The following is a 14,903-nucleotide window of genomic DNA, read 5'->3' on the forward strand; positions in this document are numbered from 1 at the left end:
GGTGAATCGCATCGATGCGGCGGGAGCTGAGCGTGGGGGAGGTCGCCGAGCGCAGCGGCGTGGCGGTCTCGACCCTGCATTTCTACGAGGCGCGGGGCCTGATCCGCAGCCGGCGGACCGCCGGCAACCAGCGGCGCTACCCGCGCGAGATCCTGCGCCGGATCGCGGTGATCCGGGTGGCGCAGCGGGCCGGCATCCCGCTCGCGACGATCGCGGCGGCGCTCGCCACGCTGCCGGAGGAACGCACGCCGGATGCCCACGACTGGCAGGCGCTTTCCCGGGCCTGGCGGGCCGATCTGGATGCGCGGATCACGCGGCTGACCCGGCTGCGCGACCAGCTCGACGGCTGCATCGGCTGCGGCTGCCTGTCGATGCAGGCCTGCCCGCTGCGCAACCCCGAGGACGAGCTGGGCGCCGCGGGGCCGGGCCCGCGGCTGCTCGACCCGGGCTAGCGGGCCGGCCACGGGCCGGGTGCCGGCAGCGTCGCGGCATCCCCGGCTATGGCGCCGGCCTGCCGGATCGGCTCGCTCCCAGCCGGTTCCTCGGACGATCATGAGGCTCCAAGGCAGCACGGATGCTGGCCATGATGATTCCCACCGACCGCTTCGACGATGCACTGGGCTACGCCAGCCGCCTGCACCGGGCGCAGCTGCGCAAGGGGACGCAGATCCCCTATGTGGCCCATCTGCTCGCGGTGGCGGCCCTGACGATCGAGCATGGCGGCGACGAGGACCAGGCAATCGCGGCACTGCTGCACGATGCCGCGGAGGACCAGGGCGGTGCCCAGACCCTGCGCGCGATCGAGGGCCGGTTCGGTATGGGGGTGGCGGCGATCGTCGCCGACTGCACCGATTCCTGGGTGGAGCCGAAGCCGCCCTGGCGGGCGCGCAAGGCGGCCTATCTGGAGGGGCTGCACCACAAGCCCGCCCGCTCGCTGCTGGTCTCGCTCGCCGACAAGACCCACAACGCCCGGGCGATCCTGGCCGATCGCCAACAGGTCGGCGAGGCGATCTGGGATCGCTTCACCGGCGGGCGGGACGGGACGCTGTGGTACTATGACGGGCTGGCGCGGGCGTTCCAGGCGCTGCTGCCCGGGCCGCTCGCGGACGAGCTGGCCGCGACGGCCCGGGCGATGTCGGGCTGATCAGAGGCCGTCGAGCGAGACACCCTCGCGGCCGGCCAGATCCTGGACGAACTGCATGGCGACGCGGCCCGACCGTGCGCCACGAGTGGTGGCCCATTCGATCGCCTGGCGGCGCAGCTCGTCCGCATCGATCCTGATGCCCAGCCTCTGGACATAGCCCTCGACCATGGCGAGGTAGACGTCCTGGTTGCAGGGATGGAAGCCCAGCCACAGGCCGAACCGGTCGGACAGGGAGACCTTCTCCTCCACCGCCTCGCTGGGGATCAGGGCGTTCTGCCGCTCGTTCTCGATCATCTGCCGGGACATCAGGTGCCGGCGGTTGGAGGTCGCGTAGAACAGGACATTGTCCGGCCGGCCTTCCAGCCCGCCTTCCAGCACGGCTTTCAGCGACTTGTAGCTGGTCTCGCCCTGGTCGAAGGAGAGGTCGTCGCAGAAGATCAGGGTTCGCCGTCCGCTGTCGCGGAGCACCGCCAGCAGCCTCGGCAGGCTCTCGATCTCCTCGCGGTGGATCTCGACCAGCAGCAGGGCACCCGGCCGGTCGTGGTTGATCTTGGCGTGGATCGCCTTGACCAGCGAGCTCTTGCCCATGCCGCGGGCACCCCAGAGCAGGGCGTTGTTGGCGGGCAGGCCATTGGCGAAGCGGGTGGTGTTGTCGATCAGGATGTCGCGGACCCGGTCGATGCCCTGGAGCAGCTCCAGCTCGACCCGGGCGACCTTGCGTACCGGCCGCAGTGACCCGCCTTCCCAGACGAAGGCGTCGGCGGCCGACAGGTCGGGCAGGGCGGGCGGCGGGGGGGCCAGACGTTCGAGGGCGGCCGCGATGCGGGCGAGCACGTTGGGATCGGCGTCCATCATCATTCACGCATGGAGGAAAGGCAGGGCCCGGCATAGCGGGCCCGCATGTGAATTGCCAACGGCCCGGTCGTTGCCAACGTCCGGCGTTGAACCTATGGTCCGCCGCGATTGTCCGACCGAAGCTTCGAGGCGTGGATGTTCGTGAAAGATGCTCTGGCGCAGGCCGCCGGGGCCCCGGCTGCCGGTGGCGCATTCGACATTGTGTCGCTGCTGCCGCTGGTTCTGATCTTCGTGGTCTTCTACTTCCTGCTGATCAGGCCGCAGCAGAAGAAGATGCGCGAGCATCGCGACGTCATCGCGTCGCTCAAGCGTGGCGACAAGGTGATCACCGGCGGCGGCATCGTCGGCACGATCGTCCGCACCGAGGAGGGCAAGCCCGTGGTCACGGTCGAGATCGCGCCCAACGTGCGGATCGACGTGGTCCGCTCGACCATCTCCGACAAGTATGTCGACACGCCCCCGCCGCCGGCCAACCAGGACAAGGGCGCGCCCGCGGCCAGCGGTGGCATGTTCGGCAGGCTGCTCGGCAAGAAGTGAGACGAACCTTCGGTGCTCAACCAGTCGCCCTGGAAGGTCACGCTGGTCCTGCTGGTCTGCCTGGCGGGCTTGATCTTTTCCTTCCCGAACCTGTTCAGCCGTGACACCGTCGACGGCTGGCCGGGCTTCATGCCCAAGAACCAGATCAATCTCGGCCTGGACCTGCAGGGCGGTGCCTATCTCCTCCTGGAGGTCGACTCCAAGGCGGTGGTCCGCGAGCGCCTGGAGGAGCTGACCAACGAGGTCCGCGTCGCCCTGCGCGGCGCCGGGGTCGGCTACCAGGGTCTCGGCACCACCGGCAACGCCGTCACCCTGACGCTGACCGATCCCGGCCAGCGCGATGCGGCGATGGCGGCGCTCACGCCCTTGAACGTGGCGACCACCAGCGGGTCCGGCATGTCGATGTTCGCGCCGGGCACGCTCGGCGGCATGGAGCTCGACATCCGGGAGCCTGGCGAAGGCCGGATCACGCTGGCGCTGAGCGAGGCTGGGCTCTCGTCGCGGATTTCCGCGGCGGTCACCCAGTCGCTGGAGATCGTGCGCCGCCGGATCGACGAGCTGGGCACCCGCGAGGCCTCGGTGCAGCGCCAGGGCGAGAACCGCATCGTCGTCCAGGTCCCGGGCGAAAGCAGCCCGGAATCGATCAAGCGCCTGCTGGGCCAGACCGCCAAGCTCACCTTCCACTTCGTGGACATGGACACGCCGGTCAGCGAGGCGCGGAGCGGCCGGCTGCCGCCGGGCTCGATGCTGCTCGACAGCAACGAGCCGGGTGTCGACGGCCAGCCCATCCAGTATGTGGTCAAGCGGCAGGTCGTGGTCGGCGGCGAGAGTCTGGTCGACGCCCAGCCGACCCTGCAGAACAACCAGCCGGTGGTGAGCTTCCGCTTCGACAGTGCCGGCGGCCGCAAGTTCGGCCAGGCGACCCAGCAGAATGTCGGCCAGCTGCTCGCCATCGTGCTGGACAACAAGGTGATCTCGGCACCCCGGGTGAACGAGCCGATCCTGGGCGGGTCGGGCATCATCAGCGGCAGCTTCTCCTTCCAATCGGCCACCGAGCTGGCGGTCCTGCTGCGCGCGGGCGCCCTGCCGGCCCCGCTCGACGTGGTCGAGGAACGTTCGGTCGGGCCGGAACTGGGGGCCGATTCGATCCGCTCGGGCGTGCTCGCCTGCATCGTGGCGGCGATCGCCGTGTTCATCTTCATGGTGGTCTATTACGGGCCGGTGTTCGGCATGATCGCCAACGTGGCGCTCGTGGTGAACCTGGTCCTGGTGTTCGCCACCATGAGCTTTCTGGGCGCCACCCTGACCTTGCCGGGCATCGCCGGCATCGTGCTGGTGATCGGCCAGGCGGTGGACAGCAACGTGCTGATCTACGAGCGCATCCACGAGGAGGTGAAGAACGGCCGCTCGCCGATCTCGGCGCTGGACGTCGGCTTCACCGAGGCGATGCGCACCATCGTGGACAGCAACGTCACCTCGTTCATCGCCGGCATCGCGCTGTTCATCTTCGGCACCGGGCCGGTGAAGGGTTTCGCCGTCACCCACTGCATCGGCATCATCACCACCATGTTCACGGCCGTCACCTTCACCCGGATGGTGGTTGCCTACTGGTACATCTGGCGCCGGCCGAAGGTGCTTCCGATATGATGGGGGTCATGATCGCCCTGAGCTTCACCGAGGACGGCTTCTGATGGCCCACCGCCTGCGCCTGGTCCCGGACGACCTGAACATCCCGTTCTTCCGCCATCGCTGGCCGTTCTTCATCTGGTCGGCGCTGGTGCTGGTCGCGACCGTGGTCATGGTCGCGATCAACGGCATGAATTTCGGCATCGACTTCAAGGGCGGTACCGTCATCGAGGTCCAGATGCCGGGGCCGGCCGATCTGGCCGCGATGCGCTCGACCGTGGACGGGCTGGGGCTCGGTGCCAGCGAACTGCAGACTGCCGGCAGCGACCGCGACGTGCTGATCCGCCTGGAGGCCAGCGAGGACCAGGACGAGCAGCGCGCCCGGGTCGACCAGGTCAAGGAGGCGCTGAACGCCGCGTTCGGCGAGGGCATCGTCTACAAGCGCCAGGAGTTCGTGGGGCCGAAGGTCAGCGGCGAACTGCTGATGAACGGCGTGTGGGCCGTGCTGATCTCGGTGGCGGGGGTGCTGGTCTATCTCTGGTTCCGCTTCGAGTGGCAGTACGGCGTGGGCGCGCTGGCAGCGCTGATCCACGACGTCTCGACGGGAGTCGGGGTCTATGCCTTCACCGGCATGGAGTTCAACCTGACCTCGATCGCGGCCCTGCTGATGATCGTGGGCTACTCCCTGAACGACACGGTGGTGATCTACGACCGGGTCCGGGAGAACCTGCGGCGCTACAAGGCCATGCCGATCGAGCAGCTGCTGGACCGCTCGATCAACGAGACCATGGCCCGCACGCTGGCCACGTCGATCACCACGCTGCTGGCGCTCCTGGCGCTGTTCGTGCTGGGCGGCCCGGTGATCCGCGATTTCACGGTCATCATGATCGTGGGCGTGATCGTCGGCATCTATTCCACGATCTACATCGCCGCCCCGGTGCTCTACTACCTGAACCTGCGGGCCAGCAGTCCTGCGCCCGCCAAGGCCGGGCCGGCCACCGCCAAGGGCTGAGGGAGAGGATCGCTTGGAAGTCACGCCCCTAGTCGCGGAAGGCCGGCAGGTCATCCAGTCCTACCGGGCAGACGGCTTCACCATCGGTGGCGAGCGGTACGCGGGCTCCGTCCTGGTCTGGCCGACCCTCACCCAGGCCTGGGCGGTGAGCAGCTTCGACGAGGTGACCGAGGCCGGCCTGGCGCCGCTCCTGGAAGCGGCGAACCTGCCGGAGGTGCTGGTGCTCGGCACCGGCGCCACCTTCCGGATGATCGACCCGCGCCTGCGCCAGCGCCTGCGCCAGCGCGGGATCGTCGTGGAGTGCATGACCACGGCCGCCGCCTGCCGGACGTTCAATGTCCTGCTGGTGGAGGACCGCAAGGTGGCAGCGGCACTCATCGCCGTCGGCGACTGAGCCTCCCATGGGCCTGGACCTCCAGCGGGTACGCGCGGATACGCCGGCTGCGGCACGGCGTGCCTTCCTGCACAATGCCGGCTCGGCACTGATGCCGGTCCCGGTGGTCCGGGCCGTGCAGCAGCATCTGGAACTCGAGGCCGAGATCGGCGGCTATGCCGCGGCCGATGCGCAGGCCGAACCGTTGGACGCGGTCTACGGGCAGGTGGCGAGCCTCCTGGGTGCGGCACCCGAGGAGATCGCCCTTACCGAGAATGCCACCGTCGCCTGGCAGATGGGCTTCTACGCCCTGGCCCAGGACTTTCGCCCAGGCGACCGCATCCTGACCGCCCAGGCCGAGTATGCGGCCAACTACGTGGCGTTCCTGCAGGTCGCCAAGCGCACCGGTGCGGTGATCGAGGTGGTGCCGAGCGATGAGGCGGGGGAGCTCGACCCGGACGCACTGGAGCGGATGATCGACGATCGGGTCCGGCTGATCGCGGTCACCTGGGTGCCGACCAATGGCGGGCTGACCAATCCGGCCGAAGCCATCGGCAGGATCGCGCGGGCCCATGGCGTTCCCTATCTGCTGGATGCCTGCCAGGCGGTCGGCCAGATGCCGGTCGATGTCGAGACGCTGGGCTGCGACCTGCTCTCGGCCACCGGACGCAAGTTCCTGCGCGGGCCGCGCGGCACCGGCTTCCTTTATGTCCGCAAGGCGCTCCTGGACCGGCTCGAGCCGCCGATGATCGACCATTTCGCGGCACCCTGGGTCGGGCGGGACGAGTACCGCCTGCGCGACGACGCGCGCCGCTTCGAGACCTGGGAGAACAACTACGCGGCAAGGCTGGGGCTGGGTGCTGCGGTGGGCTATGCGCTGGAGATCGGCCTGGACCCGATCATGGCGCGTTGCCGCCTGCTGGCGGGCCGGCTGCGGGACGGCCTGCGCGAGGTGAGGGTGGTGACGCTGCGCGATCTCGGGCGCTCGCCCGGCGCCATCGTCAGCTTCACCGTGGCCGATGTCCCGGCCGAGCAGGTGGTCGCCCGTGCGGCGTCTGCCGGGATCGTGATCGGTGTGTCGGGGCCTGCCAGCACGCTGCTGGATGCCGAGGCGCGCGGTCTGCCGCCGCTCGTGCGGGCCTCGCCGCACTACTACAACACCGAGGAAGAGATCGACCTTCTGGTCGAGCTGTGCCGGAGCCTGCCGGCGGCGTGACCGCCGGCAGGTAACGGAAGGTCAGGCCGAAGCCTTGGCCAGCTCCGCCTCAACGGCTTCCCAGTCCACCAGGTGGTTCAGGAAGGCCGCGAGATAGTCGGGGCGGCGGTTGCGGTAGTCGAGATAGTAGGCGTGCTCCCACACGTCCACGCCCAGGATCGGGGTGGCGCCGTCGACCAGCGGGTTGGAGCCGTTCGGGGTCTTGGAGACCTTGAGCTTGTCGCCGTCCAGCGACAGCCAGGCCCAGCCGGAGCCGAACTGGGTGACGCCGGCCTGCTTGAACTGCTCGGCGAAGGTCTCGTACCCGCCGAAATCATGCTCGATGCGCTTGAGCAGCTCGCCGCCGGGCTTGCCGCCGCCGCCCTTCTTCATCGTCCGCCAGAACAGGTTGTGGTTCCAGTGCTGGCCGGCGTTGTTGAAGATGCCGGCCTTGGTCGGGTCCTTGGAGGAGATCACCACGATCTCTTCCAGCGACTTGTTCTCCAGATCGGTCCCGGCGATCAGGTTGTTCAGGTTGGTGACGTAGGTCTGGTGATGCTTGCCGTGGTGGAGCTGCAGCGTCTCCTCGCCCATGTAGGGGGCGAGCGCATCATGCGCGTAGGGCAGCTCGGGTAGGGTGAAGGCCATCGGAAGTTCCCTCGACGTGGAGGCGTGGCAAGCCACGCTCGTCTCGCCTCCGCTACATAGGGGCGAGTCGACAGTGTGGAAAGATGCCGCGACCCTTGCGGGTTCCGTGAGCACGCGCCAGTTGAGGGCCGGCCCGCCGGACGACCGGCAAGGAGATCCCGGTTGAACCTCGGCCTCGACGCCAGCCTCACCCATGCCCTGCACCAGGACGACCCGGACCGGTTCTGGTGCCTGGTGCCGGCCGGCCAGGACCAGCGCCCGGCGGCCGCCGCCCTGCTGGCGCTCAACCAGGAGCTCGGCCGGATCCCCCGGCAGGTGACCCAGCCGATGGCCGGCTTCATCCGCCTGGAATGGTGGCGCGAGGCGATCGCCGAGGCGCGGGCCGGCCGGCCGCGCCGTCATCCGGTGGCGGGTGCCTTGCCGCTGATCCAGGCGGCGGGGCTGGACGATGCCGCCCTGGTGGCCATGGTCGATGCCCGCGAGCGCGAGCTGGACGATCGGCCGATCGCCGACCTGGGCGAGCTGCTGGCACATGCCCGGGCGACGGCGGGGCGGCTGCAGGAGAGCCTGGCGGCGGTTGCCGGCGGCGATCCGGTGCGTGCGCGGCGGATCGGCACGGCCTACGGCCTGATGGGCATCCTGCGCGCCACCGGCCATCTGGCGAGGCACGGCCAGATCCTGCTGCCGGACGACCTGCTGCGGCAGCACGGGGTCGGCCGCGATGCGCTGCTGGCGGGCAAGGCGGGGCCGGGCCTAGCCGAGGTCGCGGCGGTGGTGGCGCTGGAGGCGCGGGACGAGCTGCGCAATCTCCGGCCGGTCCGGGGCGAGCCGGCGACACCCTTGCTCCTGATCACCCGCCACCAGCTCCGGATGCTGGACCGGCTGGACAACGACCCGTTCGCCGCGGCCGCCATTGGCCGGCCGCCGCTCCTGGCCCTGCGCCTGCTGGTACTGCACGGGCTGAGGGTCTGAAGGGGCCGGTTCACTCCTCCCGGCGCACCTCCTGGCCGAACAGCGGCACGGTCGAGATCGCGAGCTTGGCCGAGGCGTCTTTGACCTGTCGGGAATAGACCACGTAGATCATGGTCTGGTTCTTCTGGTCCCAGATCCGCCGCACCGCGACCGACTTGAAGATCAGGCTGCGGCGCTCGCTGAAGATGTCCTCGCCCTCCTCGTCGGTCTCGATGTCGCCGATCACGATCGGCCCGGTCTGGCGGCAGGCGATCGAGGAGTTGGACGGGTCCTCGAACCAGTTGCCCTTGGTCATCCGGTCGATGAGGCTGCGCGAGAAGCTGGCGACATGGCAGGTCACGCCCTGCACGCCCGGGTCGGGGAAGGCCTGGACCACGATGCCGTTGCCGGTCCAGTCGTTGCTGAACGAGCCGACCTCTTCCTGGGCCAGGGCCGGGGCGGCCAGGAGCGGCAGGGCGAACAGCAGCGGCAGGAACGGGCGCATGGCGGCTCCGGTTGGCGAACGGGGAGGGGGGTCTCTATACCGGAGAGACAAGCCGAGCCGCGAGGGGGTGGTTCCATGTCTGCGAGTTGGCCTGGCGCCGAGGAATGGCTGGCGCGGCTGGTGGGCTTTCCCACCGTGGCGGGCGGTCCGAACCTCGACCTGGTGACCCATGTCCAGGATGCGCTGGACGGGCTGGGGGTGCCGGCGTCGCTGGGCTACGACCCGACCGGCACCAAGGCCGACCTCCTGTTCACGCTGGGGCGCCAGGACGGGCCGGGCGTCCTGCTCTCGGCCCATTCCGACGTGGTGCCGGTGGCGGGCCAGGCCTGGGCCAGCGACCCGTTCACGCTGGTGGAGCGGGACGGCCGGCTGATCGGCCGCGGCGCCTGCGACATGAAGGGCTTCATCGCCTGCGTGCTGGCCAAGGTCCCGGCCATGCAGGCGGCGGCACTGCACTGGCCGATCCACATGGCGATCTCCTATGACGAGGAGCTGGGCTGCAAGGGGGCCCCGGCCCTGGTCGAGCGGCTGCGCGCCGAATTGCACGACCTGCCGGCCGGCTGCATCGTCGGCGAGCCCACCGGCATGCACCTGGTGGACGCGCACAAGGGCAAGGGCGGCTGGCGCTGCACGGTCATCGGGCGGGCAGGGCACTCGGCGCTGACCCACCAAGGCGTCAACGCGGTGATCGCGGCGGCCGAGCTGATCCAGCACATCCAGGGCCTGCACCGGCACTGCCGGGAGGCCGGGCCGTTCGAGGAGGGCTTCGAGCCGCCGCACACCACCGCCTCGGTCGGCCGGATCGAGGGGGGCGGCCAGCTCAACATCATCCCCGAGCGCTGCGAGTTCGCCTTCGAGTTCCGTACCCTGCCGGGGCAGCGTCCTGCCGAATGGCTGGCACGGGTCGAGGATTACGCCAGGCGGCAGATGCTGCCGGGCATGCGGGCGATCGCACCGGAGGCGTCGGTGAGCTTCTCCGAGCTGATCAGCTATCCCGGCCTGGCGCCGGCCCCGGACGGACCGTTCCGGAGGCTGGTGGCGGAGCTGACCGAGCCCGGGGACGTCGGCAAGGTCGCCTATGGCACGGATGGCGGGGTGATCGCGAAGGCCGGCATCCCGACCCTGATATGCGGGCCAGGCGATATGAGCGTCGCCCACAAGCCGAACGAGCACGTCACCCAGGCACAGCTCGTCCGCTGCCAGGATTTCCTGGACGGATTGATCGCTGCCAGCATCCGGGGAGTGCCGCTCCAGCCGGACTGAAGCGGTCAGGCGAGGCTGAGGCTGGCGCTCTTGCCGGAAGGCCCCTGCGGCAGCTCCACCTCCAGCTCCAGCACGGACACGCCCTGCTGTCGCTGCATGTGGACCTTCACCTGGTCCTTGTCGATCTGGATGTATTTACGGATCACCTCCAGGATCTCCTGCTTCATCATCGGCAGGAAATCCGGCGCATTGGTGGTGACCCGCTCGTGGGCGAGCAGGATCTTCAGCCTGTCCTTGGCTTCCACAGCCGTATTCTTCGGCTGCCGGCCGAAGAACCGGTCGAGCAGATTCATGCCGACCTCCTGAACAGACGCTCGAAGAAGCTCTTCTTCTCGGGCTGGAGGAAGCGCAGGTCGACCTCCTCGCCCAGCAGCCTCGATACCGCATCCTTGTAGGCGTCGGAAGCCTTGGACTTCTCGTCCAGGATGACGGGCATGCCGACATTGCTGGCCGAGAGCACCGACGAGCACTGGGGTATGACGCCCAGCACCGGGATGGCCAGGATCTCGACGATGTCGTCGAGCTTGAGCATCTCGCCCTTGTTGACCCGCTCGGCGTCGTAGCGGGTGACCAGGAGATGCTGCTTGACCGGCTCCAGGCCCAGCTCGGCGCGGCGGCTCTTCGAGTTCAGGATGCCCAGGATCCGGTCGCTGTCGCGGACCGAGCTGACCTCCGGGTTGGTCACGATGATCGCCTCGTCGGCGAAGTAGAGCGACATCATCGCCCCCCGCTCGATGCCGGCGGGGCTGTCGCAGATGATGTAGTCGAACTCGCCCTTCAGCTCGTCCAGGACCTTCTGGACGCCCTCCTGCTTGAGGGCTTCCTTGTCCTTGGTCTGCGAGGTCGGCAGGATGCTGAGATTCTCGACCCGCTTGTCCTTGATCAGCGCCTGGTTCAGGCGGACGCCGTCGTTGATGACGTTGATGAAGTCGAACACGACGCGGCGCTCGCAACCCATGATCAGGTCGAGATTGCGCAGGCCCACGTCGAAGTCGATCACGACCGTCTTGTGCCCGCGCATGGCGAGACCGGTCGCGATCGCGGCGGCCGAGGTAGTCTTGCCTACCCCGCCCTTGCCGGAGGTGACGACGATGACCTTGGACAAGGTGGCCCTCCCGGAGGCACTATCGCACGATGTGGATCAGCTACGGCTGACGGCGGGTCACGACAGGGCGGTCACGACCAGCTTCTCGCCGTCGCACGCCACCTTGGCGCGCTTTTTCAGAACCCGTTCGTCGAATTGTTCGCTGACCATGTGGATTCCGGCAATCGACAAGAGCTCGGCATCCAGCTGGTCGCAGAAAATCATCGCGCTCTCGTCGCCATCGATGCCGGCAAATGCCCGGCCGCGCAACGAGCCATAGACATGGATATGGCCGCCCGCGATCAGTTCCGCCCCGTGGCCGACCTGGCCCACCACCACGATGTCGCCGTCCGGTGCATAGATCTGCTGGCCGCCGCGCACCGGCTCGGTGATCAGCAGCGCCGGCGAGGCCGCCTTCGCCGCCGGACCGGCCTGGGCGACCGGCGCCTCCTTGGCCCTGGCCGGCTCGGCATTGCGCCCCTCGGGCAGAATCGCCAAGCCCGCCGCGATGGCGGCCTCGTTCCACTCGGGCGAGCCGTTCTGCAGGCCCACCGGGATGATCCGGTGCTCGCGCAGCCTCGACACCAGCTCCGCGAAGTCGATCGGCGGCAGGCTCGCCACGGGCGCGGCATCGATCACGATCGGCGCGTTGCGGAAGAAGTCCGGGCTGTGCGCGATCTTGTCCAGGAACTTGGCGAAGAACTCCGGGTCGTGCGGCTCGACGAGCCGCAGGGACAGGAGCGTCTGCAGGCTGCCTCGGATCTGGAACGGCTGGGAGCGCGACGACATCAGGCTATCGGTTCGACTATCGCATGACGGGAGGGGGTTTCGCGGGCAGGGCGAGCATCCCAGCCGCGCATGAGCCGCACCGTAGACGCTTTTCGACGCCGCACAAGCGCCCGCGCGTTCCTCACCTTGCGGTTGTGTTCCATGTGTCGATCGCGGCCAGCGCGCGGGTCGCCAGCGCCGCCTTGCGGCCGTCCTTGCGGACCTTGTCCTCCAAAGGCGGGAACAGGCCGAAATTGACGTTCATCGGCTGATAGGTCTCGGCCATGCCCCCGCCGGTCACATGGGCCAGCAGCGCGCCATGGGCGGATTCCGGCGGCGGGGGGAGCGGCGACACGCCGCGGGCCTCGGCACCGGCGAAATAGCCGGCGAGCCAGCCGATCGCGGCACTCTCCACATAGCCCTCGCAGCCGGTGATCTGGCCGGCCAGGCGGACATGGGGCAGGGATTTGAGCCGGAGCTGCGGGTCGAGCAGCTTGGGGCCATTGATGAAGGTGTTGCGGTGCAGGCCGCCCAGGCGCGCGAACTCCGCCTTTTCCAGCCCGGGGATCATCCGGAACACCCGCGCCTGCTCGCCATGGCGCAGCTTGGTCTGGAAGCCCACCATGTTGAACAGCGTGCCCAGCGCGTTGTCCTGGCGGAGCTGGACCACGGCATGAGGCCGCCGGCCGGTGCGCGGGTCGGTCAGGCCCACCGGCTTCATCGGTCCGAACGCCAGGGTGCGGCGGCCGCGCTCGGCCATCACCTCGATCGGCAGGCAGCCCTCGAAATAGGGCGTGGCCTTCTCCCAGTCGCGGAACTCGACCTTCTCCGCGGCCAGCAGCGCGTCGATGAACGCCTCGTATTGCGCCTCGTCGAGCGGGCAGTTGATGTAGTCGGCGCTGCCGCCGCCAGGTCCCGGCTTGTCGTAGCGCGACTGGAACCAGGCGACGTCGAAATCGATCGAATCTCGATGAACGATGGGTGCGATCGCGTCGAAGAAGGCGAGCTGGTCCTCGCCGGTATGGCGGCGGATGTCCTCGGCGAGCGGGGTGGCGGTGAGCGGGCCGGTCGCCACGATCGTGAGCCCGGCATCCGGCAGGGCAGGGACCAGGCCGCGCCGGACCTCGATCAGGGGCTCGGCCTCGATCTTCGCGGTCACCGCCGCCGAGAACGCGTCGCGGTCGACCGCGAGGGCACCTCCGGCCGGCAGCTTGTGCCGGTCGCCCTCGGCCATGATGAGCGAGCCCAGCCGGCGCATCTCCTCGTGGAGCAGGCCTACCGCGTTGCCCATCGGGTCGTCGGAGCGGAACGAGTTGGAGCAGACCAGCTCGGCGAACTGGCCCGTCTGGTGCGCCGCCGTGGTCTCGACCGGCCGCATCTCGTGCAACACCACCGGCACGCCCTGCCGGGCGAGCTGCCATGCCGCCTCCGAGCCTGCGAGCCCTCCACCGATCACCTGCACTGGCTGCAACGCATTGCCCCCGGAATCTGCCGTGGCAGCGTTTAGCGCCTGGCGCGGACCGGGGCAAACATGCGTTGCGTCTTCACCCGGAAGGCAATGCCCCGGCCACCGGCCAGTGGTCCGCTACCCGCTCCGCCTCCTCCATGTTGGGCCAGGGCGGCATGGTGACGATGACGATGTCGAGGGGCCGGTCGCCGGTGCAGCGGAACTGGAAATGTGCGCCCAGCGGAATGGTGACCGCACTGCCGGCGCATAGCTGGTCGACCCGTTCCTCGCCTGCCATGGAACGCCAGATCTCGCCCATCCCGCCGACCACGTACCAGAGCTCCTCGACGGTGCGGTGGCGCACGGCCAGCGTGGTGCCGCCGACCGGGACGCGGCAATGGACCATGCTGCCGCCCTTCAGTTGCGGCAGGAAGCGGATCTCCGAGCCGTCCGGCGCCAGCGTGTCCGGCTCGGCGGCGATCATCGCCGCCGGGTGGAGTACGGCGCTCAAGTCGTTTGTTCCAGGCTTGCCCGTTCCATGGTGATCTCCTCCGTCAGCCAGTCACGAAAAGCGGCGAGCGGCCGCGCCTGGCCGCGCCGCTGCGGCCAGACCAGCCAGTAGGCGGCCGGCAGCGGTACCACCGGGCCGAACGGCATGGTCAGGTGGCCCTGGCGGATCTCGTCGGCGACCAGCCAGGGGTCGATCGCCATCACCCCCAGCCGGCCGATCGCCGCCTGGACCACCTGGGCACGGGTCTCGAACACCGGCCCGTGGCTGGTGTCCACGCCGCTCACTCCGGCGGCCGCCAGCCAGATGTCCCAGTCGCCGCGCCGGGCCCGCGCGTGGAGCAGCCGGGCGCTAGCCAGGTCCGCCGGCGTCTCCAGGCCGGTCCGCGCCACCAGCTCAGGGCTGGCCACCGGCGCCAGCCCGTCGTCGTAGAGCTTCTGCATCTGCAGGTTCGGCCAGTCGCCCTGGCCGTAGCGGATCGCGCAGTCGAAGGCCTCGCGGTCGAAGTCGACGTTCCTGGTCGAGGTGGCGACCAGCAGCTCGATGTCCGGATGCTTGGACTGGAAGCGCTCCAGGCGCGGGATCAGCCAGGTGCTGGCGAAGGTCGAGAGCATGCTGATCCGCAGCTCCACCCGGCGCCGGGTGAAGTCGGACAGGGCCTGGTCGATCCGGGCGAACGCCGGCACGACCGCATCGGCCAGGCGCCTGCCGTCCTCGGTCGGCACCAGGCCACGGCCGACCCGGTCGAACAGCGGCACGCCCAGGCGCGCTTCCAGGTCGCGCAGGAGGTGCGACAGCGCCGAGCCGGTCACGCCGAGCTCGGCGGCGGCCTGAGCGACGCTGCCATGACGGACGATCGCGGCGAATGCCTGGACCGCCTTCAGCGAGATCATCGGTCCGGTCCGGAAAGCATGAGCTCGTCTCAGCAGTAGTGCTGCATGATCCGCTCTAGGATCGGCCAGGACAAGACGTTTTGTGGCGCGTCCG

At 69.2% G+C, this 14,903-nt stretch carries 18 protein-coding genes; 9 read left to right on the forward strand and 9 right to left on the reverse strand.

Features of this window, described 5'->3' with window-relative positions:
• Positions 1 to 14 precede the first annotated feature (14 nt).
• Both soxR and VNS22_RS06950 read left to right on the forward strand, forming a co-directional pair.
• On the forward strand, positions 15 to 452 hold the full coding sequence (soxR, locus tag VNS22_RS06945) for a redox-sensitive transcriptional activator SoxR (protein ID WP_325730948.1): 438 nt from the start codon (positions 15 to 17) through the stop codon (positions 450 to 452).
• Positions 453 to 589: 137 nt separating this feature from the next.
• Entirely contained in the window at positions 590 to 1,144 is a 555-nt protein-coding gene (locus VNS22_RS06950) for an HD domain-containing protein (RefSeq protein WP_349261728.1), read from the forward strand.
• Here the strand turns inward: VNS22_RS06950 and VNS22_RS06955 are convergent, their stop codons facing one another.
• Positions 1,145 to 1,999, reverse strand: a complete 855-nt coding sequence (locus VNS22_RS06955) for an ATP-binding protein (protein WP_349261729.1) — start codon at positions 1,997 to 1,999, stop codon at positions 1,145 to 1,147.
• A gap of 135 nt (positions 2,000 to 2,134) precedes the next feature.
• On the opposite strand from VNS22_RS06955, the gene yajC reads away from it, so the two are divergent.
• Genes yajC through VNS22_RS06980 form a run of 5 tightly spaced genes read left to right on the forward strand, consistent with a single transcriptional unit; the run spans position 2,135 to position 6,763 of the window.
• Positions 2,135 to 2,536: a preprotein translocase subunit YajC gene (gene yajC / locus VNS22_RS06960; protein ID WP_325730954.1), complete on the forward strand. Its 402-nt coding sequence runs from the start codon at positions 2,135 to 2,137 to the stop codon at positions 2,534 to 2,536.
• A 12-nt stretch (positions 2,537 to 2,548) separates the two neighbouring features.
• Complete coding sequence (gene secD, locus VNS22_RS06965) at positions 2,549 to 4,183, forward strand: protein translocase subunit SecD (protein WP_325730956.1); 1,635 nt, start codon at positions 2,549 to 2,551, stop codon at positions 4,181 to 4,183.
• 43 nt (positions 4,184 to 4,226) lie between these two features.
• The gene (secF, locus tag VNS22_RS06970) at positions 4,227 to 5,174 is read left to right on the forward strand and encodes a protein translocase subunit SecF (RefSeq protein ID WP_325730958.1); all 948 of its coding nucleotides are present in this window, start codon (positions 4,227 to 4,229) and stop codon (positions 5,172 to 5,174) included.
• A gap of 13 nt (positions 5,175 to 5,187) precedes the next feature.
• Positions 5,188 to 5,568 carry an Mth938-like domain-containing protein gene (locus VNS22_RS06975; protein WP_325730959.1) on the forward strand — a complete coding sequence of 127 codons (381 nt, stop codon included), beginning with the start codon at positions 5,188 to 5,190 and terminating at the stop codon, positions 5,566 to 5,568.
• Positions 5,569 to 5,575: 7 nt separating this feature from the next.
• Positions 5,576 to 6,763, forward strand: coding sequence for an aminotransferase class V-fold PLP-dependent enzyme (locus tag VNS22_RS06980; protein WP_325730961.1), 1,188 nt, complete (start codon positions 5,576 to 5,578; stop codon positions 6,761 to 6,763).
• Positions 6,764 to 6,784: 21 nt separating this feature from the next.
• Here the strand turns inward: VNS22_RS06980 and VNS22_RS06985 are convergent, their stop codons facing one another.
• Positions 6,785 to 7,390, reverse strand: a complete 606-nt coding sequence (locus tag VNS22_RS06985; protein WP_159713455.1) for a superoxide dismutase — start codon at positions 7,388 to 7,390, stop codon at positions 6,785 to 6,787.
• A 162-nt stretch (positions 7,391 to 7,552) separates the two neighbouring features.
• Here VNS22_RS06985 and VNS22_RS06990 point away from each other — a divergent pair, with 162 nt between their 5' ends.
• A complete protein-coding gene (locus VNS22_RS06990) occupies positions 7,553 to 8,362 on the forward strand; it encodes a phytoene/squalene synthase family protein (RefSeq protein ID WP_325730964.1) in 810 nt (269 codons plus the stop codon).
• Positions 8,363 to 8,372: 10 nt separating this feature from the next.
• Here VNS22_RS06990 and VNS22_RS06995 read toward each other — a convergent pair whose 3' ends face one another.
• Positions 8,373 to 8,846 carry a CreA family protein gene (locus VNS22_RS06995; RefSeq protein WP_325730966.1) on the reverse strand — a complete coding sequence of 158 codons (474 nt, stop codon included), beginning with the start codon at positions 8,844 to 8,846 and terminating at the stop codon, positions 8,373 to 8,375.
• A 75-nt stretch (positions 8,847 to 8,921) separates the two neighbouring features.
• Between VNS22_RS06995 and argE the strand changes: the two genes are divergently transcribed.
• Complete coding sequence (argE, locus tag VNS22_RS07000; RefSeq protein WP_325730968.1) at positions 8,922 to 10,109, forward strand: acetylornithine deacetylase; 1,188 nt, start codon at positions 8,922 to 8,924, stop codon at positions 10,107 to 10,109.
• Positions 10,110 to 10,114: 5 nt separating this feature from the next.
• On the opposite strand, the gene minE is transcribed toward argE, so the two are convergent.
• From minE to VNS22_RS07030, 6 genes are all read right to left on the reverse strand, one after another.
• Entirely contained in the window at positions 10,115 to 10,402 is a 288-nt protein-coding gene (gene minE, locus VNS22_RS07005) for a cell division topological specificity factor MinE (RefSeq protein ID WP_325730970.1), read from the reverse strand.
• Complete coding sequence (minD, locus tag VNS22_RS07010; RefSeq protein ID WP_325730972.1) at positions 10,399 to 11,214, reverse strand: septum site-determining protein MinD; 816 nt, start codon at positions 11,212 to 11,214, stop codon at positions 10,399 to 10,401. Before minD ends, minE begins: the two co-directional genes overlap by 4 nt.
• 57 nt (positions 11,215 to 11,271) lie before the next feature.
• The gene (gene minC / locus VNS22_RS07015; RefSeq protein ID WP_325730974.1) at positions 11,272 to 11,982 is read right to left on the reverse strand and encodes a septum site-determining protein MinC; all 711 of its coding nucleotides are present in this window, start codon (positions 11,980 to 11,982) and stop codon (positions 11,272 to 11,274) included.
• A 121-nt stretch (positions 11,983 to 12,103) separates the two neighbouring features.
• Positions 12,104 to 13,417, reverse strand: a complete 1,314-nt coding sequence (gene trmFO / locus VNS22_RS07020; protein ID WP_325730975.1) for a methylenetetrahydrofolate--tRNA-(uracil(54)-C(5))-methyltransferase (FADH(2)-oxidizing) TrmFO — start codon at positions 13,415 to 13,417, stop codon at positions 12,104 to 12,106.
• Positions 13,418 to 13,505: 88 nt separating this feature from the next.
• Complete coding sequence (locus tag VNS22_RS07025; RefSeq protein WP_325730976.1) at positions 13,506 to 13,919, reverse strand: hypothetical protein; 414 nt, start codon at positions 13,917 to 13,919, stop codon at positions 13,506 to 13,508.
• On the reverse strand, positions 13,916 to 14,809 hold the full coding sequence (locus tag VNS22_RS07030; protein ID WP_325730978.1) for a LysR substrate-binding domain-containing protein: 894 nt from the start codon (positions 14,807 to 14,809) through the stop codon (positions 13,916 to 13,918). The genes VNS22_RS07025 and VNS22_RS07030 overlap by 4 nt, the downstream gene beginning before the upstream one ends.
• Positions 14,810 to 14,903: the final 94 nt, after the last annotated feature.

The sequence above is a fragment of the Geminicoccus sp. genome (assembly GCF_035556675.1).
GTDB lineage: Bacteria > Pseudomonadota > Alphaproteobacteria > Geminicoccales > Geminicoccaceae > Geminicoccus.

Coding starts and splice junctions, on each gene's coding strand:
- secF (WP_325730958.1), top strand. CDS start 4,227: ATGGCCCACCGCCTGCGCCTGGTCCCGGACGACCTGAACATCCCGTTC.
- minC (WP_325730974.1), bottom strand. CDS start 11,982: ATGTCGTCGCGCTCCCAGCCGTTCCAGATCCGAGGCAGCCTGCAGACG.
- argE (WP_325730968.1), top strand. CDS start 8,922: ATGTCTGCGAGTTGGCCTGGCGCCGAGGAATGGCTGGCGCGGCTGGTG.
- VNS22_RS07030 (WP_325730978.1), bottom strand. CDS start 14,809: ATGATCTCGCTGAAGGCGGTCCAGGCATTCGCCGCGATCGTCCGTCAT.
- VNS22_RS06995 (WP_325730966.1), bottom strand. CDS start 8,846: ATGCGCCCGTTCCTGCCGCTGCTGTTCGCCCTGCCGCTCCTGGCCGCC.
- soxR (WP_325730948.1), top strand. CDS start 15: ATGCGGCGGGAGCTGAGCGTGGGGGAGGTCGCCGAGCGCAGCGGCGTG.
- VNS22_RS06985 (WP_159713455.1), bottom strand. CDS start 7,390: ATGGCCTTCACCCTACCCGAGCTGCCCTACGCGCATGATGCGCTCGCC.
- yajC (WP_325730954.1), top strand. CDS start 2,135: ATGTTCGTGAAAGATGCTCTGGCGCAGGCCGCCGGGGCCCCGGCTGCC.
- minE (WP_325730970.1), bottom strand. CDS start 10,402: ATGAATCTGCTCGACCGGTTCTTCGGCCGGCAGCCGAAGAATACGGCT.
- VNS22_RS06955 (WP_349261729.1), bottom strand. CDS start 1,999: ATGATGGACGCCGATCCCAACGTGCTCGCCCGCATCGCGGCCGCCCTC.
- VNS22_RS06980 (WP_325730961.1), top strand. CDS start 5,576: ATGGGCCTGGACCTCCAGCGGGTACGCGCGGATACGCCGGCTGCGGCA.